Origin of the sequence: Streptomyces sp. NPDC016459, from assembly GCF_040632845.1 — a bacterium.
In the GTDB taxonomy this organism is placed as follows: domain Bacteria; phylum Actinomycetota; class Actinomycetes; order Streptomycetales; family Streptomycetaceae; genus Streptomyces.
Genome location: NZ_JBEYCR010000010.1, coordinates 127,008 through 150,807 on the forward strand (window position 1 = coordinate 127,008; position 23,800 = coordinate 150,807).

Annotated in this window: 22 protein-coding genes and 1 pseudogene; 6 read left to right on the top strand and 17 right to left on the bottom strand. The window is 72.5% G+C overall.

Going from position 1 to position 23,800, the window contains the following annotated elements:
* Positions 1–64: 64 nt before the first annotated feature.
* The 3 genes from ABZ567_RS23460 to ABZ567_RS23470 form a co-directional block, all read right to left on the bottom strand.
* Positions 65–658 carry a TetR/AcrR family transcriptional regulator gene (locus tag ABZ567_RS23460; protein ID WP_360793016.1) on the bottom strand — a complete coding sequence of 198 codons (594 nt, stop codon included), beginning with the start codon at positions 656–658 and terminating at the stop codon, positions 65–67.
* Between the two features lie 150 nt (positions 659–808).
* The gene (locus ABZ567_RS23465) at positions 809–1,480 is read right to left on the bottom strand and encodes a GntR family transcriptional regulator (protein WP_360793018.1); all 672 of its coding nucleotides are present in this window, start codon (positions 1,478–1,480) and stop codon (positions 809–811) included.
* 67 nt (positions 1,481–1,547) lie between these two features.
* Complete coding sequence (locus tag ABZ567_RS23470) at positions 1,548–2,780, bottom strand: CoA transferase (protein WP_360793020.1); 1,233 nt, start codon at positions 2,778–2,780, stop codon at positions 1,548–1,550.
* Between the two features lie 135 nt (positions 2,781–2,915).
* Here ABZ567_RS23470 and ABZ567_RS23475 point away from each other — a divergent pair, with 135 nt between their 5' ends.
* Positions 2,916–4,106, top strand: a complete 1,191-nt coding sequence (locus ABZ567_RS23475) for an acyl-CoA dehydrogenase family protein (protein WP_360793022.1) — start codon at positions 2,916–2,918, stop codon at positions 4,104–4,106.
* Positions 4,107–4,128: 22 nt separating this feature from the next.
* Here ABZ567_RS23475 and ABZ567_RS23480 read toward each other — a convergent pair whose 3' ends face one another.
* A complete protein-coding gene (locus ABZ567_RS23480) occupies positions 4,129–4,632 on the bottom strand; it encodes an FBP domain-containing protein (RefSeq protein WP_360793024.1) in 504 nt (167 codons plus the stop codon).
* A gap of 67 nt (positions 4,633–4,699) precedes the next feature.
* Positions 4,700–5,806: a DUF6777 domain-containing protein gene (locus tag ABZ567_RS23485; RefSeq protein ID WP_360793026.1), complete on the bottom strand. Its 1,107-nt coding sequence runs from the start codon at positions 5,804–5,806 to the stop codon at positions 4,700–4,702.
* 452 nt (positions 5,807–6,258) lie between these two features.
* On the opposite strand from ABZ567_RS23485, the gene ABZ567_RS23490 reads away from it, so the two are divergent.
* Entirely contained in the window at positions 6,259–7,608 is a 1,350-nt protein-coding gene (locus tag ABZ567_RS23490; RefSeq protein ID WP_360793027.1) for a streptophobe family protein, read from the top strand.
* A 71-nt stretch (positions 7,609–7,679) separates the two neighbouring features.
* Here the strand turns inward: ABZ567_RS23490 and ABZ567_RS23495 are convergent, their stop codons facing one another.
* The 4 genes and pseudogenes from ABZ567_RS23495 to ABZ567_RS23510 all read right to left on the bottom strand — a co-directional run bounded on the left by ABZ567_RS23495 (position 7,680) and on the right by ABZ567_RS23510 (position 12,599).
* Positions 7,680–8,069, bottom strand: coding sequence for a hypothetical protein (locus tag ABZ567_RS23495; protein WP_360793029.1), 390 nt, complete (start codon positions 8,067–8,069; stop codon positions 7,680–7,682).
* Positions 8,070–8,150: 81 nt separating this feature from the next.
* Positions 8,151–9,153, bottom strand: a pseudogene (locus ABZ567_RS23500) (serine/threonine-protein kinase).
* A complete protein-coding gene (locus tag ABZ567_RS23505; RefSeq protein ID WP_360793031.1) occupies positions 9,153–9,869 on the bottom strand; it encodes a hypothetical protein in 717 nt (238 codons plus the stop codon). Before ABZ567_RS23505 ends, ABZ567_RS23500 begins: the two are co-directional and overlap by 1 nt.
* A 3-nt stretch (positions 9,870–9,872) precedes the next feature.
* Complete coding sequence (locus ABZ567_RS23510; RefSeq protein WP_360793033.1) at positions 9,873–12,599, bottom strand: FHA domain-containing protein; 2,727 nt, start codon at positions 12,597–12,599, stop codon at positions 9,873–9,875.
* 101 nt (positions 12,600–12,700) lie between these two features.
* Between ABZ567_RS23510 and ABZ567_RS23515 the strand changes: the two genes are divergently transcribed.
* The 3 genes from ABZ567_RS23515 to ABZ567_RS23525 all read left to right on the top strand — a co-directional run bounded on the left by ABZ567_RS23515 (position 12,701) and on the right by ABZ567_RS23525 (position 15,716).
* Positions 12,701–13,354 carry a TetR/AcrR family transcriptional regulator gene (locus tag ABZ567_RS23515; RefSeq protein ID WP_360793035.1) on the top strand — a complete coding sequence of 218 codons (654 nt, stop codon included), beginning with the start codon at positions 12,701–12,703 and terminating at the stop codon, positions 13,352–13,354.
* A 185-nt stretch (positions 13,355–13,539) separates the two neighbouring features.
* Complete coding sequence (locus ABZ567_RS23520) at positions 13,540–14,208, top strand: ThuA domain-containing protein (RefSeq protein WP_360793037.1); 669 nt, start codon at positions 13,540–13,542, stop codon at positions 14,206–14,208.
* Positions 14,209–14,318: 110 nt separating this feature from the next.
* The gene (locus tag ABZ567_RS23525; protein ID WP_360793039.1) at positions 14,319–15,716 is read left to right on the top strand and encodes an NADP-dependent succinic semialdehyde dehydrogenase; all 1,398 of its coding nucleotides are present in this window, start codon (positions 14,319–14,321) and stop codon (positions 15,714–15,716) included.
* Positions 15,717–15,762: 46 nt separating this feature from the next.
* Here ABZ567_RS23525 and ABZ567_RS23530 read toward each other — a convergent pair whose 3' ends face one another.
* Positions 15,763–16,788, bottom strand: coding sequence for a PHP domain-containing protein (locus ABZ567_RS23530; RefSeq protein ID WP_360793041.1), 1,026 nt, complete (start codon positions 16,786–16,788; stop codon positions 15,763–15,765).
* An 11-nt stretch (positions 16,789–16,799) separates the two neighbouring features.
* The gene (locus ABZ567_RS23535; protein WP_360793043.1) at positions 16,800–18,884 is read right to left on the bottom strand and encodes a SpoIIE family protein phosphatase; all 2,085 of its coding nucleotides are present in this window, start codon (positions 18,882–18,884) and stop codon (positions 16,800–16,802) included.
* A 281-nt stretch (positions 18,885–19,165) separates the two neighbouring features.
* Here ABZ567_RS23535 and ABZ567_RS23540 point away from each other — a divergent pair, with 281 nt between their 5' ends.
* On the top strand, positions 19,166–19,366 hold the full coding sequence (locus tag ABZ567_RS23540; RefSeq protein WP_030216321.1) for a hypothetical protein: 201 nt from the start codon (positions 19,166–19,168) through the stop codon (positions 19,364–19,366).
* A gap of 224 nt (positions 19,367–19,590) precedes the next feature.
* On the opposite strand, the gene ABZ567_RS23545 is transcribed toward ABZ567_RS23540, so the two are convergent.
* Genes ABZ567_RS23545 through ABZ567_RS23570 form a run of 6 tightly spaced genes read right to left on the bottom strand, consistent with a single transcriptional unit; the run spans position 19,591 to position 23,790 of the window.
* The gene (locus ABZ567_RS23545) at positions 19,591–19,884 is read right to left on the bottom strand and encodes a hypothetical protein (RefSeq protein ID WP_360793220.1); all 294 of its coding nucleotides are present in this window, start codon (positions 19,882–19,884) and stop codon (positions 19,591–19,593) included.
* 3 nt (positions 19,885–19,887) lie between these two features.
* Positions 19,888–20,181: a Dabb family protein gene (locus ABZ567_RS23550; RefSeq protein WP_360793045.1), complete on the bottom strand. Its 294-nt coding sequence runs from the start codon at positions 20,179–20,181 to the stop codon at positions 19,888–19,890.
* 33 nt (positions 20,182–20,214) lie between these two features.
* Positions 20,215–20,523: a chorismate mutase gene (locus tag ABZ567_RS23555; RefSeq protein ID WP_360793047.1), complete on the bottom strand. Its 309-nt coding sequence runs from the start codon at positions 20,521–20,523 to the stop codon at positions 20,215–20,217.
* Positions 20,516–21,706 (bottom strand): aminotransferase class I/II-fold pyridoxal phosphate-dependent enzyme, encoded by a 1,191-nt coding sequence (locus ABZ567_RS23560; protein WP_360793049.1) that lies wholly within the window; start codon positions 21,704–21,706, stop codon positions 20,516–20,518. Before ABZ567_RS23560 ends, ABZ567_RS23555 begins: the two co-directional genes overlap by 8 nt.
* Entirely contained in the window at positions 21,696–23,000 is a 1,305-nt protein-coding gene (locus ABZ567_RS23565) for an MFS transporter (protein WP_360793051.1), read from the bottom strand. Before ABZ567_RS23565 ends, ABZ567_RS23560 begins: the two co-directional genes overlap by 11 nt.
* A gap of 40 nt (positions 23,001–23,040) precedes the next feature.
* Complete coding sequence (locus tag ABZ567_RS23570) at positions 23,041–23,790, bottom strand: glucose 1-dehydrogenase (RefSeq protein ID WP_360793053.1); 750 nt, start codon at positions 23,788–23,790, stop codon at positions 23,041–23,043.
* Between the last annotated feature and the right edge of the window lie 10 nt (positions 23,791–23,800).

Below are 23,800 nucleotides of genomic sequence, written 5' to 3' on the forward strand. Positions count from 1 at the left end.
GACGGATGACCTGTTGAAGGCGGAGCACGTCCGGCCGGTCAGGAGCCGGGACCCGCCGGGGCCGTCAGCCCTCGATCAGGTAAACAAGCTGATCAGCCGTCAGGTCGAGTTGGGCGGCAGCCGCCTTGTCGTCGCCGAGGACGAGGAACTGCACGGTGAGCCCGTCGATCACCGCCGCCAGATACCGCGCGATCGTCTCCACCGACACGCTCGGCGCAAGGCCCCGGGGCGCGCGGACCTGCTCGACCAGAGCAGCCGCCGCGACCACGTACTGCTCGTACTGGGCGCGCGCCAGATGCTCGAACCCCGGCTCCCGCAGGGCGTACTGGGTGAGGTCGTACGTCAGCATGTGCTCACCGGGGTGGGCCGTGACATGGTCCCAGTACGTCTGGAGCGCGCCCCGCACGGTCTCCCGCAGGGTGGCGCCCGGCTCGACGGCCGACATCACCCGCGCCACGTAGTTGCCGGTGATCGTCTCGATCGCGGCCTCCAGGAGCGCCTGCTTGGACTCGAAGCAGTAGTGGAAGACGCTCAGCGACACCCCGGCCTCCGCGCAGATCGACCGGGTCGTGGTCCGGGCGACACCGTCCCTCGTCATCGCCCTGATCGCCGCCTCGACCAGCTGCCTGCGTCGTTGGGCCGACGGCATCCGTCCCATGGTTGGTTCCTCCTCGCGTCCGGCGCCAGGGTAGGCGAGAGCCCCGGCCGGTGACACCACGAGCGCCGCCCGCCGCGCGCGCGAGGGCGCCGACTTCCCGGTGACCGGTGTCCCGGGGCCCGCTCATCCAATGAAGGGCGCGGCCGTGTCTCAGCCCCGCTCCAGGTCCAGGACCCGGCGCAGCGCCGCCACCGCGTGGGCGCGGTGCTCGTCGAGCCACCGGATCGCGGCCTCCTCGTCGCCGTGGCGGAGGGCGGAGATGACGGCGCGGTGCTCGCGGACCGCCTGCTTCCGGTGCGGTCCCTCGGCGTAGTAGAGCGAGCGGTACGCGTCGGTGGAGTCCCACAGGGTCGCGATGAGGCGGACCAGGCGCGGCATGCCCGACGCCTCGATCAGGGTGAAGTGGAAGCGCCGGTTCGCCGCGGCCATCCCCGGCACGTCACCCTCGTCCGCGGCCCGCTCCACCTCGCCCTGGACGCGCTCCAGGGTGTCGACCGTGCCCTCCGGCATGCGCCGGACCGCCCTGCGTACGGCCTCCGTCTCCAGGAGCTCACGGATCCGGTAGATCTCCTCCAGGTCGGCGAGTGAAAGCTCCGCGACGAAGTACCCCCGGTGGATGTGATGGACGACCAGGCCCTCCGCCTCCAGGGACTTCAGGGCCTCCCGCAGCGGCACCCGGCTCACCTCGAACCGGGCCGCGAGGGCGTCCTGGCGGATCTGCCCCCCGGGCCTGAGCTCCCCGCTGGTGATGGCGCGCCGCAGCTCCTCGAGGACGAACTGCTGGGCGGTCTGCGGCCGCCTCTTCTGCACCGCGCTGCTCATCGCCTGTGACCTTCCGTTCCCTCGTGCCGCCCACCCGCGCGTCCCCGCACCGGTGGCGACCATCTTCCTACGCGCGGTCGTTCGCTGCTGAGCCCCTGTGGACGGACCGTCCCAGCTCCGCCAGCAGGTCCTCCGTGTGCTCGCCGAGCCGCGGGGGAGCGGCGCGGTAGGTGGGCGGGGTGGCGTCGAACCGGATCGGGTGGGCGACCTGACCGGGGCCCGCGGCGGACTCCGGGACCCGGGGGGCGAGCCCCAGCCGGTCGGCGAGGTCGAAGGCGGCGGCCAGGTCGTTGATCGGCCCGCACGGCACGCCCGCCGCGGTGAGCTCCTCGAACCAGCTGTCGGCGGTACGGGCGCCGAGCGGTCCGGCGAGCGCCGCGACCAGCTCCTCCCGGTGGGCGACCCGGGCGGAGTTGGTGGCGAAGCGGGGGTCCCCGGCGAGTCCCGGAAGGCCGAGCCGCTCGCAGAGGACCCCGAACTGCCGGTCGTTGCCCACGGCCAGGACCAGCGGCCGGTCCTGCGCCTCGAACACCTCGTACGGGGCGATGCTCGGGTGCCTGTTGCCCATCGCGCGGGGCACGACACCGGCGCCGAGGTGGGCGGCGGCCTGGTTGGTGAGCGCGGAGAGGAGGGAGGTCAGGAGGGAGACCTCGACCCGCTGGCCCTCGCCGGTGCGCTCCCGGTGCCGGAGGGCGGCGAGGACGCCGAGGCCCGCGTGGAGCCCGGTGATGACGTCGACCAGCGCGACCCCGGCCTTCGTCCCCTGACCACCCGGTTCACCCGTCACGCTCATGAGGCCGCCCATGGCCTGGACGAGCAGGTCGTAGCCGGGCAGCCGGGCGCCCTCGGCGGTGCCGAAACCGGTCACGGAGCAGTAGACGAGCCCGGGGTTGGCCGCCCGGACGTCCTCGTAGCCGAGGCCGAGCCTCTCCATGGTGCCGGGGCGGAAGTTCTCCACCAGGACGTCCGCGCGGTCCACGATCGCGCGCGCCGCCGCCAGGTCGTCGGGGTCCGTGAGGTCGAGGGCGACGGAGCGCTTGTTCCGGTTCACCCCGAGGAAGTACGTGGCCTCCCCGGCGGCGAACGGCGGTCCCCACGCGCGCGTGTCGTCGCCGGAACCCGGACGCTCGATCTTGATGACGTCGGCGCCCAGGTCGGCGAGGAGCATCGTCATGTACGGACCGGCCAGGACCCGGCCGAAGTCGGCGACGACGATCCCGGAGAGGGCGCCGGCCACCATCGTGCCGGACGCTCCCGGAGACTCCGGCGCTCCCGGCGTACCCGGCTGATCTGCGCGCATTCCGCTCTCCCTCGCTGGCGATCGGATCCGGTCGGACCGTACGGGCCGGATTCGGGATTTTCAATACTGGATCCAATATCCGATCTGCCGCTACGCTCGGCACGCCGAGTCGCCACAGCCGCCAGGAGGCCGTCCGTGAAGTCGCCGCAGTCCAGCTCCGCCCCCGTCCACCCCTTCGACCTGCTCGCCGTCGACGGACTGCTCACCGACGAGGAGCGCGAGATCCGCCGTACCGTGCGCGCCGTCGCCGACCGCGACCTGCGCCCCCATGTCGCCGGCTGGTTCGAGAAGGGTGAGATCCCCGCCCGCGAACTGGCCCGCACCCTCGGCTCCGTCGGTGTCCTCGGCATGCACCTGGAGGGCTACGGCTGCGCGGGCACGAACTCCGTCGCGTACGGCCTCGCCTGTCTGGAACTGGAGGCCGTGGACTCGGGCCTGCGCTCCCTGGTGTCCGTGCAGGGCTCCCTCGCCATGTACGCGATCTGGAAGTACGGCTCCGAGGAGCAGAAGCAGCGCTGGCTGCCGAGGATGGCGGCGGGCGAGTACATCGGCTGCTTCGGCCTCACCGAGCCCGACGCCGGCTCCGACCCGGGCGCCATGCGGACGAACGCCAAGCGCGACGGCTCCGACTGGGTCCTCAACGGCACCAAGATGTGGATCACCAACGGCTCCGTGGCCGACGTGGCCGTTGTCTGGGCCCGCACCGAGGAAGGCGTGCGCGGATTCCTCGTCCCGGCCGGCACGCCCGGTTTCAGCGCCCCGGAGATCAAGCAGAAGCTGTCCCTGCGGGCGAGCGTCACCAGCGAACTGGTCCTGGAGGACGTACGCCTCCCGGCCGACGCGATGCTGCCGGAGGCCCGCGGCCTCTCCGGCCCCCTCGGCTGCCTCAACGAGGCCCGCTTCGGCATCGTCTTCGGCGCCCTCGGCGCCGCCCGCGACTGCCTGGAGACGGCGATCTCGTACGCCCGCGACCGGATCGTCTTCGACCGCTCCCTCGCCTCGTACCAGCTGACGCAGGCGAAGCTCGCCGACATGTCCGTCGAACTCGGCAAGGGCATGCTGCTCGCCCTCCACCTGGGACGACTCAAGGACGCGGGCACGCTCACCCCCGAGCAGGTCAGCGTCGGCAAGCTGAACAACGTCCGCGAGGCCATCGCCATCGCCCGCGAGTGCCGCACGATCCTGGGCGCCAACGGCATCACCCTGGAGTACCCGGTGCTGCGCCACGCCAACAACCTGGAGTCGGTGCTGACCTACGAGGGCACGAGCGAGGTCCACTCCCTGGTCATCGGCAAGGCGCTCACCGGCGAGCAGGCCTTCCGCTGAGCCGGTCCCGGCCCGGCCGGTTTCAGCCCGCCGTCACCCGGTCGACGAACGCGTCCAGGTTGCCCGTCAGACGGGCGACCTGCTCGTCGAGCGTGAGGGACTCCTCGTGGCGCCGGCCGCGCAGCTTCGGCAGACGCCTGCCCCGTACGTACAGGGAGCAGGCGAGGTCGGCGCAGAGGTAGATGCCGACCGTGTTCCCCTCGCGGCCGCGGGTGCCCGCGAGGGGCGCGACGAGGAGCGTGACGCCCGACGAGGCGTGTCCGGTCAGGCAGACCTGGCACATGCTCGACTTCACGGCGCTGGTCCGGCCCGCGGCCGGCACGCGCAGGGTCACACCGACCGGCCCGTCCGCGCGGGGCACGACCAGATGCGCGCGCAGCGGCGCACCCGGGTCCACCCAGCCCAGGAAGTCCAGGTCGTCCCAGGGGAGTTCGGCGAAGTGGAGCGGCAGCTTGAGGCGTGCCGCCTCGCCCTTGGTGCAGTTCACGAAGGACGAGCGGATCTGTCGGTCGGTCAATGGTTCCACTCGGTGGACCGTACACCGACCTTCGCGAGCCGGCATCCGAATAAGGCGCCGGACCGGGCGTCCGGCGTCAGGACGTCCGGCCGGCCGGGAGGCCGGGCAGAGGAGCCGGGGGAGGCCCCGGGACCGAGGTCGTGGCCGAGTCGGCCGGGGGCGACAGCGGGGACACGGTCGCCGGAGAGCCGACCGAGGCCGACCGGTCGGTCGACTCGCCGGTGGTGGTCAGATCCGCCGGACCGTCCGTGGCGGGCGACGACTCCGGCTCCGGCGACTCGGTCGACGGCGACGTGTCGGGCGGGGGCGTGTCGGTCGACGGGGGTGTGTCGGTCGACGGTGGCGTGTCCGACGGGGACGTCGGCGGCGATGACGTGGACGTCGACGGGGAGACGGGCGGGGACGAGGAGGTCGACGCGGAGGGCGAGGGGGACGCCGACGTCGAGGGGGGCGCGGTGGGCGGCGGAGGCGGCGTGGTCGGCTTGTCCTGCCGGCCCGTGTCGCCGTGCTTGCGCGCGAACCACTCGTCGTCCTCGGGGTCGTACACGACGAAGACGTTCACGACCGTCACCGAGGGCGCCACGACGACGACCTGGGAGGTGCTGAACCCCTGCCACGGCGTCCCCGTCGTGCGCGGTGCCTTCTGCGGCACCGGATCGGTCAGCGGATTCCCGCAGGCGCAGCGCACCCGCGGTACGCCACGGCCGTCGACCAGGACCGCCGTCCCGGCCTGGAGGACCGCCTGGTAGGGGGTGGCGGCCCCGTCCCGGTAGCCGTGGTTCGTCACCCGGGTGTCGGCACGGAGCTGAAGGGGGGTCAGGGAGCGCAGATAGGCCGGTACCCGGTTCGGGGCGACACCCGCGACCGAGGCGAAGGCGGTGTTCTTCGAGGGCTCACCGGAGAGGTAGCGCACCTGCTGTTCCACGTCGCAGCTCGGCACCGACCGCGTCCCGCCGTAGAGGCCGGGCGTCGCCCCCGACACCTCGGGGGTCGCCGAGGCGGTACGGGGCGGCAGCGATGCCGGCGAGGCGGAGGCGCCGCCGGTACGGGCCGTCGACCGGGTGAACGGGTCGGGCCCCGAGGCGGCCGCGTTCTGGAGGAACACCTCGCCGCCACCGGATCCCCCCGAGCCGCCGCCGTCGGGGCTGTTGCTGAGGACGACGGCCAGGGCGGCGGCCGCCACCACGACAGCGGTGACCGAGGCGACCTTCGGGACGGAGCGCCACCACGGGCCCTTGCCGGAGCCGCCCCTGCGGGAAGCGCCCGAGCCGCCGCTTCCGCCGCCGCTCCCTGAGCCGCCGGAGGAACCGCCGCCGCCCGAGCCTCCCCCCGAACCGTCGTGGGGAGGTCCGGGGGGTGGCGGCGGGCCGGCGGTCCCGGGGCGGGTGCTCCGGCCCGAGAGGGGGCCCGAGGGGGGACCTGCGGGAGGGACCGACGGGGGGCCGGACGGGGGGCCGGACGGCGGGTGGGAAGTCACGTTTTTCCCTTTCTTCCGTTCCGGGCCCATTGTGTGCGCCGAACAGTGCCCGCCCGCAAGCGGAGGCACCCACGGCGGAGTACGCACCCCCCGCCCCCCGCCCCCCGCCCGGCGGCTGCACCGCCGTCCGCAAGCGCCCGTCCGGCACCGGTACTAGCGTGGTCAGCGTGAGCAGCCCGCCCCCCACCTCCACGCGGCCCGCCGCGACCTCCACCGCGCCCCTGGCCCACATCGGCCTCCACGCCCTGGCGGCTGTGGTCGCCGGATACCTCGCGATGGGTGTCACGGCCGGTCTCGGCCTCTGGGCCGCGGGCGCGGACGACCTGCCCGGCGGCTTCACCGCCGTCCTCGCCGCGGTCGTCGTCATGGCCGTGGGCGGCAAGGTCGAGCTCTCCGGCGACGCCGGAGCACTCGCCGGAACCCAAGGCGAACTAACCGCCATGCCCCTCCCCGTCACCCTGGTGGGCGCACTGGTCACGGGTTTCTGCTTCCTGCGTCCGCTGCGCCACCACGCCGTGGCGCGCACCCGTGAACTCCTGCTGCGCGCCGCGAGCACCGTCGTCCTCTGGCTGGTCGCCCTCGCGGGGCTCTCCGCGCTCGCCCGGCACGACTTCCGCATCACCCTCGGCGGCGGAGACCCGACGGGAGACCTCGCGGACATCTTCGGAGAGCTCCTCGACGCCGTGAACCCCACCGTCGGCTTCCGCACCGACCTGGGTCCCACCCTGTTCTACGGCCTCCTGTGGATCCTCGGCGTGCTCGTCGTCGCCCTCCTCGTCTCCCGCAGGACCCCGCTGCCGCCCCGGCTCGTCCGCTACCAGGAACCCGTCCGGCCGGCCGCCCACGCGATGCTCCTGCTGCTCCTCGCCTACGTGGCCGCCGGCCTCGTCATCGGCCTGGTCGTGGCGGCGACCAGGGGACACGCCGCCGAAACCCTCGCCGTCCTGCTGCTCGGCCTGCCCAACGTCACCTGGCTCGCCCTCGGCGTGGGCATCGGCGGCTCGTGGGAGGGCCGCGCCGAAGGCCCCTTCGGCCTCCCCATGCCGCAGATCCTGGACGCCGTACTGCGCCGGGGCAGCGGCACGGGCGACACCCCGGACCTCTCGACCGTCGACCTGAACTCGCTCGCCGAGCAGGACGGACGGGCCTGGTGGCTGCTCCCCGTCGCCGCCGTCCTCGTCCTCGCCGTCGCCTTCGCGGCGGCGGTCCGCTCCCCGGCCCGCATGAGGCTCTGGCAACACGCCCTGCACCTGGGCATCGCGTTCGCCCTGACCATGCTGGTCGTCGCCCCGCTCACCCTGGTCGAGGCCCGCTTCGGCCTCTCCGTCCTCGGCATCGGCGACCTCGACTCCCTCGGCGGACAGGTGCTCCTGCGCCCGCACATCTGGAAGACCGCGGGACTCGCCCTCCTCTGGGGCCTGTTCTTCGGCTTCCTCGGCGGACTCCTCGCCACCCGGGTGCACCGCAAGGGCGAGATCGAGGACCCGCGACCGCCGTCCCGAGGGTGACCCCGGGGCCTGCGGGACGCGTACAGGCCGCTTCTCGACGACTCTCCCGCGGCACGCCGAAGGGCAGGTCGTCAGCGCGTGTCCGTGAGGGGGCGGGCGCATGCCTCTGTGGGGGACCAGAGCGTCCAGGAAAGCGCCTCACGCCAACCGGGTCGGCCGAAGGCCCAGTTCTGGACCACCTCGGCCACGGGTTCCACGGCGAAGACCTCGTGGGTGCGGGGCACCCAGGCCTGGAAGTGCCGGTCCGGCCCTCCCTCGCGGTACTCCACCCGGTAGCTCAAGTCGTCGTTGAGGTACACCTGCATGTAGTGCTGGTCGACGGGTTCCACATCGAGCCGTCGCACGACGACGAACCGCCAGGTGAGGCTCATGTCGGCCAGCAGGTCGTGCAGCCGGTCCTCGGACGGGTCGTCCCAGGTGGTCCCGTCCGCCTCGATCGCCTGAAGCACTGGTGCTGCCATGTGGAGGACTCTAGTGACCGGACACGCTCCCCGCGTCGGCGGGCTCCGTCCGGAGCACGCCCGTCCCCGGCGGGAGCCCGATCACCTCCCGGAACCCAGGTCGCGGAACACCGGCCGTGCCCACGCCGGCGGGTCCACCGGCGGACCGAGCGGCTCGGGACCCTTCGCCACCACCGGCCCCGCCCCGCCGCCGCCCCCCGAGACCAGCGCGGCCCGCAGCTCCGCGACGAACTCCAGGCACGTCCCGTACCGCTCCTCCGGCGTCTTCGCCAGCGCCTTCGCGAACACCGGGTCAGCCGCCTCCGGCAGGCCCGGACGGACCTCGGAGAGCGGCGGCGGCGGATCGTACTGCTGCGCCCACAGGACCGCCCAGTCGGTGTCACGACGGAAGGGCGGCGCTCCCACCAGGGTCTCGAACACCACGCACGCCAGGCTGTACACGTCGCAACGGCCGTCCACCGGCTTCCCCGAGATCTGCTCGGGCGCCACGTAGTCGAGGGTGCCGACGAACTCGCCCACCGTGGTGAAGCCGGTGAGGGACAGTGACTTCTTCGTCAGCCCGAAGTCCGTGAGGTACACGTGCTCAGGGTGGTCGCGGTCGGTGCCCTCGGCGACCAGGATGTTGCCGGGCTTCACGTCGGTGCACCAGGTCGTGCGCGTGCGCCGCGTCCAGGGCCGAGGCGATCTGGACGGCGATCCGCCCCGCCTTCACGGGCGGCAGCGGCCCCTCGCGGTCGAGCAGCGCCACCAGGTCCTGTCCGGCCACGTACCGCATCGCGATGTACAGCACGCCCTCCGTCTCGCCCGCCTCGAAGACCGGCACGATGTGCGGGTGGTCGATCGACGCCGCCACCCGCGACTCGTGCGCGAAGCGCCTGCGGAACGTGTCGTTACGGGCCAGCTCGGGGGCGAGCAGCTTCAGCGCCACCGTCCGGCCGAGCCGCAGGTCCCGCGCCCGGTAGACGACCGCCATCCCGCCGCGCCCGATCTCGCCCTCCACGCGGTAGCCCGCGACGTCCCTGCCGATGAGCCCCGAGGGGCGGCCCGCGGGAAGCTCGGGGTCGTCGTGCGGCACGCCGGTCATCAGCCCTCACCGGCCGGTCCGGAGGACGGGCGCCGCACCACCTGCGTCGGCGGCGGCCCCGCGGCGGCGGACGGATCGCCCCGCACCACCACCTGCGTCGGCTCGTGCGCCGGGGGCGCGGGACCGGGCCGTTCCTTCCGGGGTTCGTCCGGTGGCGTGGAACCGGCGGCGGGAGAGGTGGGGGAGGGCGCGGCGGGGGAGGAAGAGGCGACCGAGGGCGCGGCCGACGCGGCGTACGTACTGAGCCCGACGCCGTCGCAGTAGACCCAACGCTCGTGCTCCGCGTCGTACAGCCACACCGACTCGCCGTCGACCACCATGCCGACCCGCAGGCCACGGGTCCGCAGCCGGAAGTGCTCGCGGTCGAGGCGGCCCGACCCCAGCTCGTCGGCGGCGCGCCGGTAGCGGCCGAGCGCGTCCTCCGCGCGGGCGATCAGCGGACGCGGATCGGCGGTCCTGGTGAGCGGCCGGCCCGCCGCCGGAGGGTCGTCGGGAACGGCGACGAGGAGGCGTGCGTCGACCCACGCAGCCCAGCCGTTGGAGCACTGGATCCGCCCCCAGTCCCCGGCCCGTTCCTCCAGACGCACCGGCAGGAACGCGTCGAGCGGCACCGTGGGCAGCGCCGGGTCCGGCGTCTCCCACGCGGCGAGACCGCCACGCGGAACGACATGGGTGGGCCGGAAGTCGGGCAGGTACTCGGGTACGGGGACGCTCACGGCCTACCTCCGCATGACGACCGGCTCGTGGCGGCGCAGCAGCCGGGCCACGACCAGGCCGAGGACGAGACAGAGCAGCACCATCATGCCCATGTCGAACAACCAGGCCTCCGCCGTGTGGCGCATCAGCGGATCCGTCGTCTTGTCGCTCGGCGCGACCTTCCCGATGTCGATCGTCGCGCCCATCGCCGCGAACGCCCAGCGGGAGGGGACCAGCCAGGCCAGCTGCTCCAGGACGAGGGTGCCCCGTACGGTCAGGAGCGCCCCGCAGAACACCACCTGCACGATGGCGAGGAGGACGAGCAGCGGCATCGTCACCTCCTCCTTGCGTACCAGCGCCGAGACGAGCAGGCCGAGCATCATCGCCGTGAACGAGAGCAGCGCGACGGCCAGTGTGATCTCCACGAGCGGAGGCAGGAGGACCCCCTTGCCGCCGGGCACGTTCAACGGCACGCCGATCAGGGCGACCAGGGTCAGCACGACGGCCTGCACCACGGTGATCAGGCCGAGGACCACCACTTTGGAGGCGAGGTACGCGGAGCGGGACAGACCCACGGCTCTCTCGCGCCGGTAGATCGTGCGCTCCTTGACGAGTTCGCGCACGGCGTTCGCCGCGCCCGTGAGGACTCCGCCCACACACAGGATGAGCAGCACGTTCAGCGTCGACTCGGGATTGAGGCTGCCTTCGGACAGGGCCCTGGCCATCGCGCCCATCACGAACGGCAGGGCGATCATGATGGCGAGGAAGGTGCGGTCCGCGGCGAGCGCCGCCGCGTACCGGCGTACGAGCGTCCGCAGCTGGGAACCCCAGCTCTGCGCCTTCGGGGGCGGGGCCGGCTCCGAAGGGGAGGCGCCGTCCCCGGTCCTGACTCCGTCCCCGGCGAGGGGTACGGGAACGTCCGGGCGGGCCGTGGAGTCCTCGATGTACCGGCGGTGGAAGCGCGAGGACCGGTACTGGCCGGCCCAGTCGCGGTCCCGGTCGTTCTCGAAGGCCTCGAACGCCTCCGGCCACTGCTCGAAACCGAAGAAGCCCAGAGCGTCCCCGGGCGGCCCGTAGTAGGCGACCCGACCACCGGGTGCCAGCACGAGCAACCGGTCGCACACGTCCAGACTGAGCACGCTGTGCGTGACCACGACGACCGTACGCCCGTCGTCCGCGAGCCCGCGCAGCATGTGCATCACGGACCGGTCCATGCCCGGATCGAGGCCGGAGGTCGGCTCGTCCAGGAAGAGGAGCGACGGCTTGGTGAGGAGTTCCAGGGCGACGCTCACCCGCTTGCGCTGGCCGCCCGAGAGACTGTGGATCGGCTGCTTCGCGCGCTCCACCAGACCCAGCTCGCGGATCACCTCGTCCACCCGGGCCCGCCGCTCGGCGGGAACGGTGTCCTCGGGGAAGCGCAGCTCGGCGGCGTAACCGAGGGCCCGGCGCACCGTCAGCTGGAGGTGCAGGATGTCGTCCTGCGGCACGAGCCCGATGCGCTGGCGTAGCTCGGCGTAGTCCCGGTACAGGTCGCGGCCGTCGTAGAGCACCGTGCCCCGGTCTGCGGGGCGCTGGCCGGTGAGCGCGCCGAGGAGCGTCGACTTGCCCGCGCCGGACGGGCCGACGACCCCGAGCAGGCACTTCTGGCCCACCGGGAAGGACACCTCGTCGAGGAGGGTCCGGCGTCCGTGGTCGATGGTGACGGCGAGCTGCTGGACGTCGAGGGAGACCTCGCCGGTGTCGGTGAACTCGACGAGCTGCCCGCCGATCAGACAGAACGCGCAACGGCCGATGCCGACGATGTCCTCAGGGGTCACCCGGGCGTCGACGACGGGAGCGCCGTTGAGGAAGGTGCCGTTGTGGCTGCCCAGGTCATGGATCCAGTAGGTGCCGTCGGGATGGGCCCGCAGCTCGGCGTGCTGCCGGGAGACGATGAGGTCGGAGACGACGACGTCGTTCTCGGGCGCGCGGCCGATACGGATGGTGTGGGCGGGCAGCGGTCGCACGGAGGTCGGCCGCCGGAAGGTGCCGGTGGCGGCGGGGTGGGCGACGGACGGGGGCCGGGGCGGCGCCCCGGACGGGCGTACGGGGTCGGGGGCGACCGGGGCCGGGGGAGTGGGCTCCGGCCGGGGCGCCTGCGGGGGCTGGGCCTGTGGCGGGGGTTCGGGCTCGGGCTGGGATTGCGATGGGGCCGGCGGGGGATCCGGTACGGCCAGGGGCACCGGTACGACAGGCGCTTCCGGTACTGCGGGCGGTTCGGGCACGGCCGGGGGGTCGGGTGCGACGGGGGGTTCAGTAACGGGAGCGGGGGGCTCCGGTGGGCCAGGTGAGGGCTCCGGAACGGCCGGGGGCTCCGAAGCGGCAGACGGGGGCTCCGCCAGGGCCGGCGGCTCCGCCGGGACCGCCTCTTCCGCCCGCACCGCCCGCGCCACCGCCCAGAACACCGCACGCGGCCCGTCCTCCGGATGCCCGAAGCGCACGACCGTCCCGGGGCGCACCGCCCGGGGCCCCGCCATCCGCAGGCCGTCCGTGAAGGTGCCGTTCGTGCTGCCCTCGTCCGCCAGGGACCAGTGGCCGTCGGCGGCCGAGAGCACGGCGTGGTGCCAGGACGCGCGTGCGTCCGCGAGCACGATGTCGCAGGTGGGGTCCCGTCCGACGCGGTAGACGCGCCCCGGGTCCAAGCGTGTGGTGTCCCCGTCGATCTCGAGGACCAGATCTGGCGCCGCGGGCGCGACGGGTCGCTCTCCCATGGGTGAATTTTATCCGCCGGTGCTCATCCGTGCCCGGGATGGGGCGCCGGTAGGGTGGGCGTCCGCCGCGGGCGCGGCGCCCGACGAAGGAGGATGCACCCGTGCCGAAAGGTGTCACCGGGCGGCGGCCCCGTACTCGCGCTGCGCTCCTGAAGGCCGCCCTGGAGACCTTCGCCGAACACGGGTTCCACGCGACGACGATCGAGCAGATCTGCGAGCGGGCCGGCTACACGCGAGGCGCGTACTACTCGAACTTCGCGAGCAAGGAGGAGCTGTTCCTCGCTCTCTTCGACGAGCACAGCGACCGGACCGTGCGGAGGCTGGCCGAGGCGATCGACGCGCTGTCGGCGGACGAGTGCACCCTGACGCGGATCGCGGAGCTCGCCGCCCGCGTCGACCCGGACGAGCGGGACTGGTACCTGGTGACCACGGAGTTCACCCTGCACGCCATCCGGGACCCGCAGGCCGCCTGGGTCCTCGCCCGCCACGACGAGCGACTGCGGGCCGAGATAGCCCGCGGCCTCACCCTCGTCCTTCGGCGTGCGGGACGCGAACTGACCGTGGACGCCGACCGGTTCGCGCGGCTCCTCATCGCCCTGCGCGAGGGCGGTCTCGCGCAGAGCTACGTGGAACCGGACGTGCTGCCGCCCGGCAGTCTGGAGCGGCAGTTCCTCGCCCCGCTCCTGGCGGCGTCGACGAGGGAGATCGCCCGACCGGCGGGTGAGCCGGCGTCCGCCCCTCACGGGGCCGGGTAGCCCCCGGCCTTCTCGACGGGGCGAGCGGGGGGCGTTTCGGCCGGCGGCACGCGGGCGGTGCGCGGGCGGTGCGCCGCAGCGGCCGGGGTTGCGGCTCGGGGTTTTCGGTGGCTACGGTCGGCGCTGGACGGAAAGCGCTTACCCCCCTCGTCTCCGCCGTCCGGTCGTCCCTAGGAGCCCACCCCGTGCCCACCCCCGACGTCCTGATCTACACCCGCACCACGGGCTACCGCCACGACTCCATCCCTCACGGCGCCGCCGCGCTCACGGAGCTGGCCCGTCACCTAGGGCGTACGGCCGAGGTCACGGAGGATCCCGACGTCTTCACCCCCGGGCGCCTGGCCCGGTGCGCCGTCGTCGTCCTGCTGTCCACGACGGGGAACGTCCTGACCCCCGAGGGACGTGCCGCCTTCGAGACGTACCTGCGAGGCGGCGGCGCCCTCCTCGCCCTCCACGCCGCGGCGAACGCCGAACCGGACTGGCCCTTCTACGGGGAGCTGCTCGGCACCCGCTTCGACGGCCACCCCGAGGTCCAGCCCGGAATCGTCCTCGTCGACGGCCACGACCATCCGGCGACCTCCCCGCTCCCGGACCGCTGGGCCTGGACCGACGAGTGGTACAACTTCACCTCCGACCCGAGGGGCACCGGCGCGGACCGCGTACGGATCCTCGCCCGCGCCGACGAGTCCACCTACCGCGGCGGCACCCACGGCGACGACCACCCGCTCGTCTGGTGCCGGGACGTGGACCGGGGCCGCGTCTTCTTCACCGCCCTCGGGCACGCCCCTGAGGCGTACCGCGACCCCGTCTTCCGCGCCCACCTCTCCGGCGCCCTCGTCTGGCTGACCTCCTGACCGACGCGCCCCCGGCGGGTACCGGTCACCCCACCGCCCCGCCCCTGTTGCGTTCCGCCGTGCCAGGCGCAAGGTTGCAGACGGGGGCCGATGGCAGGAGGAGGCTGGGCATGGGCATCGCCACCGTGAACCCCGCGAGCGGCGAGACGCTGCGCACCTACGAGGCCCACGGGCCCGAGGAGGTCGAGCGGCGGATCAGCGCCGCCCACGAGGCGTACCGCCAGTACCGCACCACATCCTTCGCCGAACGCGCCCGCCTCCTGCGCGCCGCCGCGAACCTGCTCGACGAGGACACCCAGGACATCGCCCGCACGATGACCGTCGAGATGGGCAAGCCGATCGTCGCCGCCCGCGCCGAGACCGCCAAGTGCGCCAAGGCCATGCGCTGGTACGCCCGCCACGCGGAGGAGCTGCTCGCGGACGAGCACCCGGCCGAGAGCGACGTGCAGGACTCCGGCGCGGACATGGCACGCGTCCACTACCGGCCCCTCGGCCCGATCCTCGCCGTGATGCCGTGGAACTTCCCGCTCTGGCAGGTGATGCGGTTCGCCGCGCCCGCCCTCATGGCGGGCAACACCGGCCTCCTCAAGCACGCCTCCAACGTGCCGCAGACCGCGCTCTACCTCGGTGACCTCTTCCGCCGCGCCGGGTACCCCGAAGGCTGCTTCCAGACCCTCCTCATCGGTTCCGGCGACGTCGAGGCCGTGCTGCGCGACCCCCGGGTGGCCGCCGCCACCCTCACCGGCAGCGAACCGGCCGGCCGGGCCGTCGCCGCCGTCGCGGGCGACGAGGTGAAGAAGACCGTCCTGGAGCTCGGCGGCAGCGACCCGTACATCGTCATGCCCTCCGCCGACATCGTCGGAGCGGTGAAGACCGCCGTCACCGCGCGCGTACAGAACAACGGGCAGTCCTGCATCGCCGCCAAGCGGTTCATCGTCCACCGGGACGTCTACGACGACTTCTCCGAACGCTTCACGGCCGCCATGAACGCCCTGACCGTGGGCGACCCCCTCGACGAGTCCACCGACGTCGGCCCCCTCGCCACCGAACAGGGCAGGACCGACCTGGAGGAACTCGTCGACGACGCGGTACGCCACGGCGCCGCCGTCCTGTGCGGCGGCCACCGTCCCGACATGCCGCAACTCCGCAACGGCTGGTACTACCGGCCCACCGTCCTCACCGGCATCACCCCCGACATGCGGATCCACCAGGAGGAGACCTTCGGGCCCGTCGCCACGGTCTACCCGGTCAGCGACATCGAGGAGGCCGTGGCCGTCGCCAACGACTCCCCGTTCGGACTCAGTTCCAACGTCTGGACCCGGTCCCCCGAGGACATCGCCTTCTTCGTCCGGGACCTGGAGGCCGGCGGCGTCTTCGTCAACGGCATGACCGCCTCGCACCCGGCGCTGCCCTTCGGCGGGATCAAGCGCTCCGGATACGGACGTGAGCTCGCCGGCCACGGCATCCGCGAGTTCTGCAACGCGACCACCGTCTGGCAGCGCGCCTGACCACCCACCGCGCCTTCCCCCCCCCAGCCCCGCCCGCCTTTCTCGCTCAGGCCCGCGTCCACTCCAGCAGCCGTTCCGCCGGCCAGGTGTTGATCACCCGGTCCTCCGGCACCCCGCACTCCTCCGCCCGCGCGCAGCCGAGGATCTGCCACTCCAGCTGACCCGGCGCGTGCGCGTCCGTGTCCACCGCGACGTACGCACCCGCCGCCACCGCGAGCCGCAGCAGTCGCCGGGGCGGATCGAGCCGCTCCGGGCGGCTGTTGATCTCCACGGCCGTTCCTGCCTCCGCGCACGCGGCGAACACCCGCTCCGCGTCGAACTCGGACTCCGGCCGCAGTCGCCCACCCGCCACCAGACGGCCCGTGCAGTGACCGAGCACGTCCATCAGCGGATCGCGCACCGCCCGTTCGAGGCGCCGGGTCATCGACCTCGCGTCCATCCGGAGCTTCGAGTGGACCGAACCCACCACCAGGTCCAGCCGGTCGAGCAGCTCCGGCTCCTGGTCCAGCGAGCCGTCGTCCAGGATGTCGCACTCGATCCCGGTCAGCAGACGGAACGGCGCCCACTCCTCGTTCAGTCGCGCCACCACGTCCAGTTGCTCCCGCAGCCGCTCCGGCGACAGACCGCGCGCCACCGTGAGCCTGGGCGAGTGGTCCGTGAGCACCGCCCACTCGTGACCCAACTCCGCCGCCGCCCGGCCCATGTCCTCGATCGTGGCGCCGCCGTCGGACCAGTCCGAGTGCAGATGGCAGTCCCCGCGCAGCGCCGCCCGCAGCGCCTCGCCGCCGGTCCCCGGCTCCGCGGTCCGCAGGGACTCCCGCAGCTCCCCCTCCAGACGGGCGAGGTACTCCGGCACCTGCCCCGCCAGCGCCTCGCGCACCACCGCCCCCGTCTTCGGCCCGAGACCCTTCACCGCCTCAAGGGATCCCGCGGCCGCGCGCCGCGCCGCGTCGCCCTCCGGCAGGGAGGCGACCGCGGCGGCGGCCGTACGGAAGGCCTTCGCCCGGTATCCCGGCGCCTGAGCCCGCTCAAGGAGGAACGCGATCCGGTTCAGGGCGGCCACAGGGTCCATGACGTTCCTCCTCAGGCGCCGTTCGCCGTGGTGCCGGTCGGCACCGTCGCCGGACCGATCTCGCACCACACCGCCTTGCCCTCGCCGCGCGGCTCGACCCCCCACCGGGAGGCCAGCGCGTCGAGCAGCATCAGTCCACGCCCCGAGGTGGCGGCCTCCCCGGGGGTACGCCGCCGGGGCCAGGCACTCGACCGGTCCTGGACCGAGAGCCGCACCCGGCGCACCGGCTCGGGCAGCACTTCGAGGGTGAGCACGGCACCGCCCTCGGTGTGGAGCAGCACGTTGACGAGCAGCTCGCCCGTCATCAGCTCGGCGTCGTCGGCGAGTTCCGGCATGCCCCAGTCCCGCAGCGCCTGTCCCACGGCCGCGCGCGCGTCCGAGAGGCCCTGCGGATCGGCCTGGTGGATGTACTGGTGGATGCGCGGGGCCTTCGGTGTGCCCGGGTCCGGGCTGCGCTGCAGCACGAGCAGCGCCACGTCGTCGCCCGAGCCCCAGCGCTCCCACAGCCGCTCGGAGAGGTGGTCGGCGAGCGCCTCGGCCTGCGGCGGACCGCTCGCGATGGCCTCCGACAGCGCGGCGAGACCCGCTTCGATGTCCGAGCCGGGCTGCTCGACGAGACCGTCCGTGCACAGAACGAGGGTCTCTCCGGGCACGAGGTCGAGCCGTGTCTCCGGGAACTCCTCGTCCCCGAACACCGTCGCGAGCCCCAGCGGCAGCCCGCCCCGGAGATTGGGCTGTCCGACCCGGCCGTCGTTGTGCCGGATCAGCGGCCCCAGATGTCCGGCCCGCACCGCGCGCAGGGTGCCGCTCCCCAGGTCCACCTGGGCGTAGGTGCAGGTGGCGAAGCGGTTGGTGTCCAGTTCGGCCAGAAACCGGGAGGCCCGGGCCAGGACCGTCGAAGGGGCGTGGCCCTCGCCCGCGTACGCCCGCAGGGCGATCCGCAGCTGGCCCATGATGGCGGCGGCGTGGGTGTCGTGCCCCTGTACGTCTCCCACGACGATCCCGACCCGGCCCCGGGGCAGCGGGATCACGTCGTACCAGTCGCCTCCGACCTGCCGGCCGCTCCACGCCGCGTGGTAGCGCACGGCGATCTCTCCGCCGGTGATCGCCGGGATGCGGCGCGGCAGCATCGTGGCCTGGAGTCCGGTCGCCAGCTCCCGTTCCTCGTCGAAGAGGATCGCCCGCTGGAGCGACTGGGCGACGATCGCCGCGAGACCGAGGGCGAGATTGCGCTCGTCGGCGTTGAAGGAGGTGCGGCCCCGGTAGAAGAGGACCATGCCGCCGAGGGAGCGGGCCTGCGCCACCAGTGGCAGGTAGCACGCGGCCCGGAACTCGAGACGCTCCAGGTAGGGGGCGAGCTGGGGGAAGTCCCGCCCGAGCGAGGGGAACGAGGAGACGAATCGGGGCCGCCCGCTCAGTACGGCCTCGGCCAGTGGAAACCCCCGGTCGAGGCGGCGGACGCGGAGGTCGTCGAGCACGTCGAGGGACTCGCCGCTCAGCGCGATGATGTTGAGCGAGCCGTTCTCGACGAGGCCGAGGGCGAGCCCGTCCGCACCGAGCCTGGCGAGCCCGCCGGGGCCTGTCAGCGCCGCCGTCACGTCGTCCACGGTCACCGCGCGCGACAGGGCGTTCGTCGTCCGCTCGACGATGCTCGTCTGGACCTCGCGCCGCTTCTCCAGCTCCTGGACGAAGGCGAAGCGGGTGACCTCGGCGGTGGTGTCCCGCACGAAGCCGACGATCCGCCGGGCCCAGCCGCTCGGCGAGCGGAGGATCCGGGCCTGCACATGGGTCCAATGGGGTGGCCCGTCGTCCTGCGGAATGGGGAAGTGCGCGGTGTACGAGACCTCGCCGCCGGTGACCGCCTGCCGTACGACGTCGTCGAGCCGGGCCCGCTCCTCGGGAGCGAGCCGCGCGACGATGGTCTCAGGACGCCCGTCGAAGGCGTCCGGCGACAGCCCGAAGACCAGCAGCCCGGACGGGTCGACATCGATGGTGCCCGTGTCGAGATCCCAGTCGAAGCTGCCGGTCCGGTTCATGGCGAGCCACTCGGCGGGCCCGATCTCGCCATTGCGCGTATGCCGGTCTTCCTCGGTCATCCCCCCCATTGTCGAACCCGCACCCCGCCGACGCCATGGCGATGACACGGCGTGGCGCGAGTTCGCCGCGCCGGGGCGGACGCGTAGGGAAGCGGGAGCCGGAAAGGCACCCCAGGGACCCCAGGTGCTCCAGGGGTCTCAGGGATCCCGGGGTGCGCCCGGGTGCCCCCGCGCCCCGCACCACCGCCCGCCCCCCACCGCCCGCCCCGGCCTCGCCCGGATGCGGTCCCGGGGGCCGGACACGAGAATGGCCAGTGCCGGAAGAACACGTAGGAGGCGGCATGAACGCTGAGCCCGACAAGACGTCCCTGGGGGACTTCCCGACGCCCGACCGGCTGCTCCACGCCGGGTCGGAGGGCGAGTTCACGGCCGAGGACCTGGTCCTCGCCTCCGGCCGTGACGTGAATCCGAAGAGCCTCGCCTGGGCGGAACGCCGTATGGCGGAGAAGGGTCGCGCCTCCATGGACGAGCTCCTGCCGTAGGCCGGCCGGGCCCGGGGCATCGGCCCGCGCCCGTACTCGCCCGCGGCATCCCTCTCCGTACCCCCCTCCCCTGCTCCTCCCTACCCCCTCGGCCCCGGTTCGGCAGCCCCGCACCGGGGCCGAGGACCGCCCGGAGCCGAGCAGAGCGAGCGGAGCCGACGTGAACCGAGCCGTCCCCAGGCTTCCGCATGGATGAAGAAGAAGGACTGACACCTCATCCGAGATCATCTCGTCGGTGAGGACCGGTCGGGCACCTCGTAGCGGCCGGTCCGTTCCGCGACGTCCAGGGAGACGTGCATCGCCATGGTCTCCCGGCGCAGGGCCAGGCAGCCGGCCGGATCAGGGACGGTCCGCGCCCGACGGGCGTCGGCCTCCGCCGGGAACGACCGGAGGAGACGGTGCCGGCCGCGGGCGGCCCGGAGCTGCCCGGCGGGGGTGACAGGGCCCCGCATGCGGGCCCACGGGTCGGCGGTGGGACCGGACAGGGGCTCGATGCCCGAGGGGACCTCGACCGGTATGTCTCAGTCCTCGACGTCGACGACGACCCATTCGCTGATCTCACGCCACAGACGGACCGATTCCTGATGGAACGGGTGCACGATGTACCGGTCGACCGCCTCCATGTCGTCCAGGAGCCCCTCGGCGAGGAAGTCGTAGGCGATCGGCCGGGTGGAGACGTTGCGCCCGTAGCGCCAGGCACGCAGCTCGGGCACCTCGCCGCCCACCTTGGCGGTGGAACGTTCCGCCTCCACGGCGCGCGGGTCGTTCCAGTCGATCCCGGGCTTGAACTTGAACAGCACGACATGACGTATCACGGTGGATCTCCTGCGGATCGAGGGGGATGTGGCTCAGGCGGACCGGTCGTTCGCTTCCCCGGCCAGCGCGAGAAGCTCCCGCGGACCGGCACCCCGGCACAGCTTGAGCACGCTCATGGCGACCTGGGTGCCGTACGGCCCGAGGCCGTCCCGGTAGTGCGCGAGGACGTCCATCTCCCGGTTCAGCTCCGTCCGTGGGCCGCCGGAGCCCATGCGGCTCCGCTGGATGCGGTCGGAGATCCGGGCGCGTCGGGAGAGCAGCTCGATGATGTGCCCGTCGAGCTCGTCGATAGCCAGGCGTTCCTGGTCGATCCCGTTCGTGCTCGCGGTCGTGTCAGTCATGGGGGGTTCCTTCTCCCTCGGCGTTACGGAACTCGGACAGTCGGACGACGGCCTCCCGGAGTCGTTCCTCCGGTGCGAGCAGGCTGACCCGCACGTAACCCTCGCCGTACGCCCCGAACCAACGGCCGGGTGCCACCGCGACCTTCGCCCGTGTCAGCAGCTCGTCGGCGAACGCGACGGAGTCTGTGCCGCCGGGTATCGGCAGCCAGGCGAAGATCGACCGTGGGGTGTCGATCCGCCAGCCGGTCTCGCGCATCCCGGACACGAAGACGTCCCTGCGGCGCTCGTATATCCCCGTGAGCTCCCGGACGCAGTCCTGCGGTCCGGACAGGGCCGCGACGCCGGCCCGCTGGATGAACGGCGGGAGCGAGACGTAGTAGTGCTCCTGGATGAGGTTGATCGCGGCGACGACGTCACGGTTGCCGACCACGGCACCGATCCGCCATCCCGCCATGTTGAACATCTTCGACAGCGAGATGAACTCGACGCCCACGTCCTTGGCGCCTTCCGTCGCGAGGAACGAGACGGGGACTTGGCCGTCGAAGCCCAGGGCCCCGTACGCGAAGTCGGACGCCACGATCACGTCGTGCTCGGCCGCGAAGCGGACCGTGTCCTCGTAGAACTCCGGCGGCGCCGTCACCGAGGTGGGGTTGTTGGGGTAGTTGAGGAACATCAGCTTGGCCTGGTCACACGTCGCCGGGTCGAGCGCGGCGTAGTCCGGCAGGAAGCCGTTCTCCCTGAGGAGCGGGAGGGTGTGCATGCGGGCCCTGGCGAGGACTACGCCCGCCCAGTAGTCGGGGAAGGCCGGGTCCGGCATCAGGCAGACGTCGCCCGGGTTGAGGAAGCACTGACTGATCTCCACGAGACCGGCCTTCGCTCCGAACAGGATCGCGACCTCCGTCTCCGGGTCCAGCCGGACCTGGTGGTTCGCCTCGTACCACTGGGCGATGGCCGCCTTGAGTTCGAGCAGTCCGGAGAAGGACGGATAGCGGTGGGTGTCGGGGTCCAGCACCTCACGGCGCAGCGCCTCCACGATGTGCGGCGGGGTGGGCAGGTCAGGATTCCCCTGGCACAGGTTGACGACGTCCTCACCCGCTCCGACGAGCTGGTCGATCCTGCCCACGGTCGTCGCGAAGGAACTCCTGGGCAGGTCGAGGAGCCGTCGCGCGAACTCAGTCTTCATGTGCCGCGACCCTCGTCTCGTGAGCCTTGTCCTTGCCCGCGCCGTCCTTGCCCGCGCCCCGGGCGCCGGGGGATCCCTCGTGGCGGCGCCGGTACACCCATCCGCTCAGACCGAATGCGATGAGCGTGATCCCGGCGCAGACCCAGCCCACGGCGGAGAATCCGTACGCGGTGAACAGGGGGCCGAGCAGGGCCGCCCCGAGGGCCACGCCGAGGTTGGTCGCGAGGCTGTAGAACGCCAGGATGGCGCCGCGGTGCTGGGGTGAACACTCGCTCAGCAGCGTGCTGAGCAGCGTGACGACCAGACTCTGCATCGCGCCCCACAGGAAGAGGCAGACGACGAGGAGCGCCGTCCACCCGGTGACGAGCGGGATGGCCACCAGGGCCGGGACCAGCCCCGCGAGAAGGGCGACCAGCACCTTCTCCTTGCCGAGTTCGTCGGCCCACCTGCCGGTGACGAAACTGGTCGCGAACCCCAGCCCGTAGAGCAGGATCATGACGCCGGTCAAGGAGCTGCCCGAGCCGAACCGGTACTGCAGAGCGCTGCCGAGGAAGGTGTACATCCCGTAGAAGGCGAACATGTTCAGGAAGGTCGCCAGGACGTAGACGGACACCTTCGGGGCGCGGAACGCCTGGGCGGTCGAGCGCACCCAGCCCCGCTCCGCCGGCTCCGCGACCTCCTCCGACGCCGTCGCACCGCCCCCGGCGGGCTTCCCGCCTCCGACCAGGAGCAGCACGAGGACGACGAGGGCGCCCAGGATCGCGAGCAGTCCGAAGGTCCAGCGCCAGCCCGCCCATTCCCCGACGAAGGACCCCATGGGCACACCGAGGACGAGGGAGAGCGACCAGCTCGACACGAGGATGCCCATGGCCTTGGCGCGGTGCCGGTACGGAATCCGGTCACCGACGAAGGCATAGGCCGTGGGGACGAAGGCGCCCGTCGCCAGGCCGGCCAGCACCCTGCCCGCGAAGAACATCCCCGGCCCGGTGGCGGACGCGCACAGGATGGTTCCCAGGACGAACATCACCATCCCGACGACCAGGCTGAGGCGGCGCGACACCCTGTCCCCGAGCGGAGCGAAGAGCAACGCGCCGACCGCCGTACCGATGCCGTAGACGCTGACGGACAGCGCCATCAGGGCCACCGTCGCGCCGAAGGAGTCGGCCATGTTCACGAGCAGCGGTGAGACCACCAGCTCTTCCGAACCGACGGCGAAGATTCCCGCCATCAGTGCGAGGACGGTCAGGACGGGGAACCCACCGGGGTGTTCCTCGTCGGTCGATCGGTCCGACACTCCAGCCAACCTTTCAATTCGTGCAGGTGGAACGAGACGGCTAGATCGCCGTGTAACCGCCGTCGACGGTGAGCGCGCTGCCCGTGATGAACGACGACTTCTCCGAGGCGAGGAACAGAATCGCGTTCGCGACGTCCTCCGGCGTGCCCAGCCGCCCGATCGGGTTCAGTTTCGCCTTTTCGGCCTTGATGTCCGCGTCGTGTCCGTTGGACACGTCCGTCATCGGGGTGTCGATGATGCTGGGGCAGACGCAGTTCGCCCTGATGTTGTACCGCGCGTAGTCGACGGCGAGTGATTTCGTCAGCATCATCACACCTCCCTTGGTCGAGTTGTACGCGGCGATGCCGGGCCAGGCCACCAGACCGCTCACGGAGCAGACGTTGACGATGACTCCGCTCGTCCTCGTGATCATCTCGCGCAGCGCGTGCTTGGAGCACAGGAACATGCTCTTCAGGTTGGTGTCGACCAACCTGTCCCACTCGTGCTCCGACATCTCGTGGAAAGGAGTGGTTATCTCTATGCCGGCGTTGTTGACCAGCACGTCGAGTCGCCCGAAACCGTCGACGGCGGCGGCGACGAGGTTCCTGCAGTCCGCCTCGACCGTCAGGTCCGTCGGCACGAAGACGGCGTCGTGTCCGTCGCTCCTGAGCGCGGCGACGACCTCGGTCCCGCCCTTCTCGTCGATGTCCGCGACGACGACCTTCGCGGCCTGTCGCGCGAACTCGATCGCGGTCTGCCTGCCGATCCCCGACGCGGCACCGGTGACGATGACCACCTTGTCCTCGAACATGAGCAGGTCT

Coding starts and splice junctions, on each gene's coding strand:
- ABZ567_RS23460 (WP_360793016.1), bottom strand. CDS start 658: ATGGGACGGATGCCGTCGGCCCAACGACGCAGGCAGCTGGTCGAGGCG.
- ABZ567_RS23465 (WP_360793018.1), bottom strand. CDS start 1,480: ATGAGCAGCGCGGTGCAGAAGAGGCGGCCGCAGACCGCCCAGCAGTTC.
- ABZ567_RS23470 (WP_360793020.1), bottom strand. CDS start 2,780: ATGCGCGCAGATCAGCCGGGTACGCCGGGAGCGCCGGAGTCTCCGGGA.
- ABZ567_RS23495 (WP_360793029.1), bottom strand. CDS start 8,069: ATGGCAGCACCAGTGCTTCAGGCGATCGAGGCGGACGGGACCACCTGG.
- ABZ567_RS23510 (WP_360793033.1), bottom strand. CDS start 12,599: ATGGGAGAGCGACCCGTCGCGCCCGCGGCGCCAGATCTGGTCCTCGAG.
- ABZ567_RS23525 (WP_360793039.1), top strand. CDS start 14,319: ATGGGCATCGCCACCGTGAACCCCGCGAGCGGCGAGACGCTGCGCACC.
- ABZ567_RS23530 (WP_360793041.1), bottom strand. CDS start 16,788: ATGGACCCTGTGGCCGCCCTGAACCGGATCGCGTTCCTCCTTGAGCGG.
- ABZ567_RS23535 (WP_360793043.1), bottom strand. CDS start 18,884: ATGACCGAGGAAGACCGGCATACGCGCAATGGCGAGATCGGGCCCGCC.
- ABZ567_RS23540 (WP_030216321.1), top strand. CDS start 19,166: ATGAACGCTGAGCCCGACAAGACGTCCCTGGGGGACTTCCCGACGCCC.
- ABZ567_RS23555 (WP_360793047.1), bottom strand. CDS start 20,523: ATGACTGACACGACCGCGAGCACGAACGGGATCGACCAGGAACGCCTG.
- ABZ567_RS23560 (WP_360793049.1), bottom strand. CDS start 21,706: ATGAAGACTGAGTTCGCGCGACGGCTCCTCGACCTGCCCAGGAGTTCC.
- ABZ567_RS23570 (WP_360793053.1), bottom strand. CDS start 23,790: ATGTTCGAGGACAAGGTGGTCATCGTCACCGGTGCCGCGTCGGGGATC.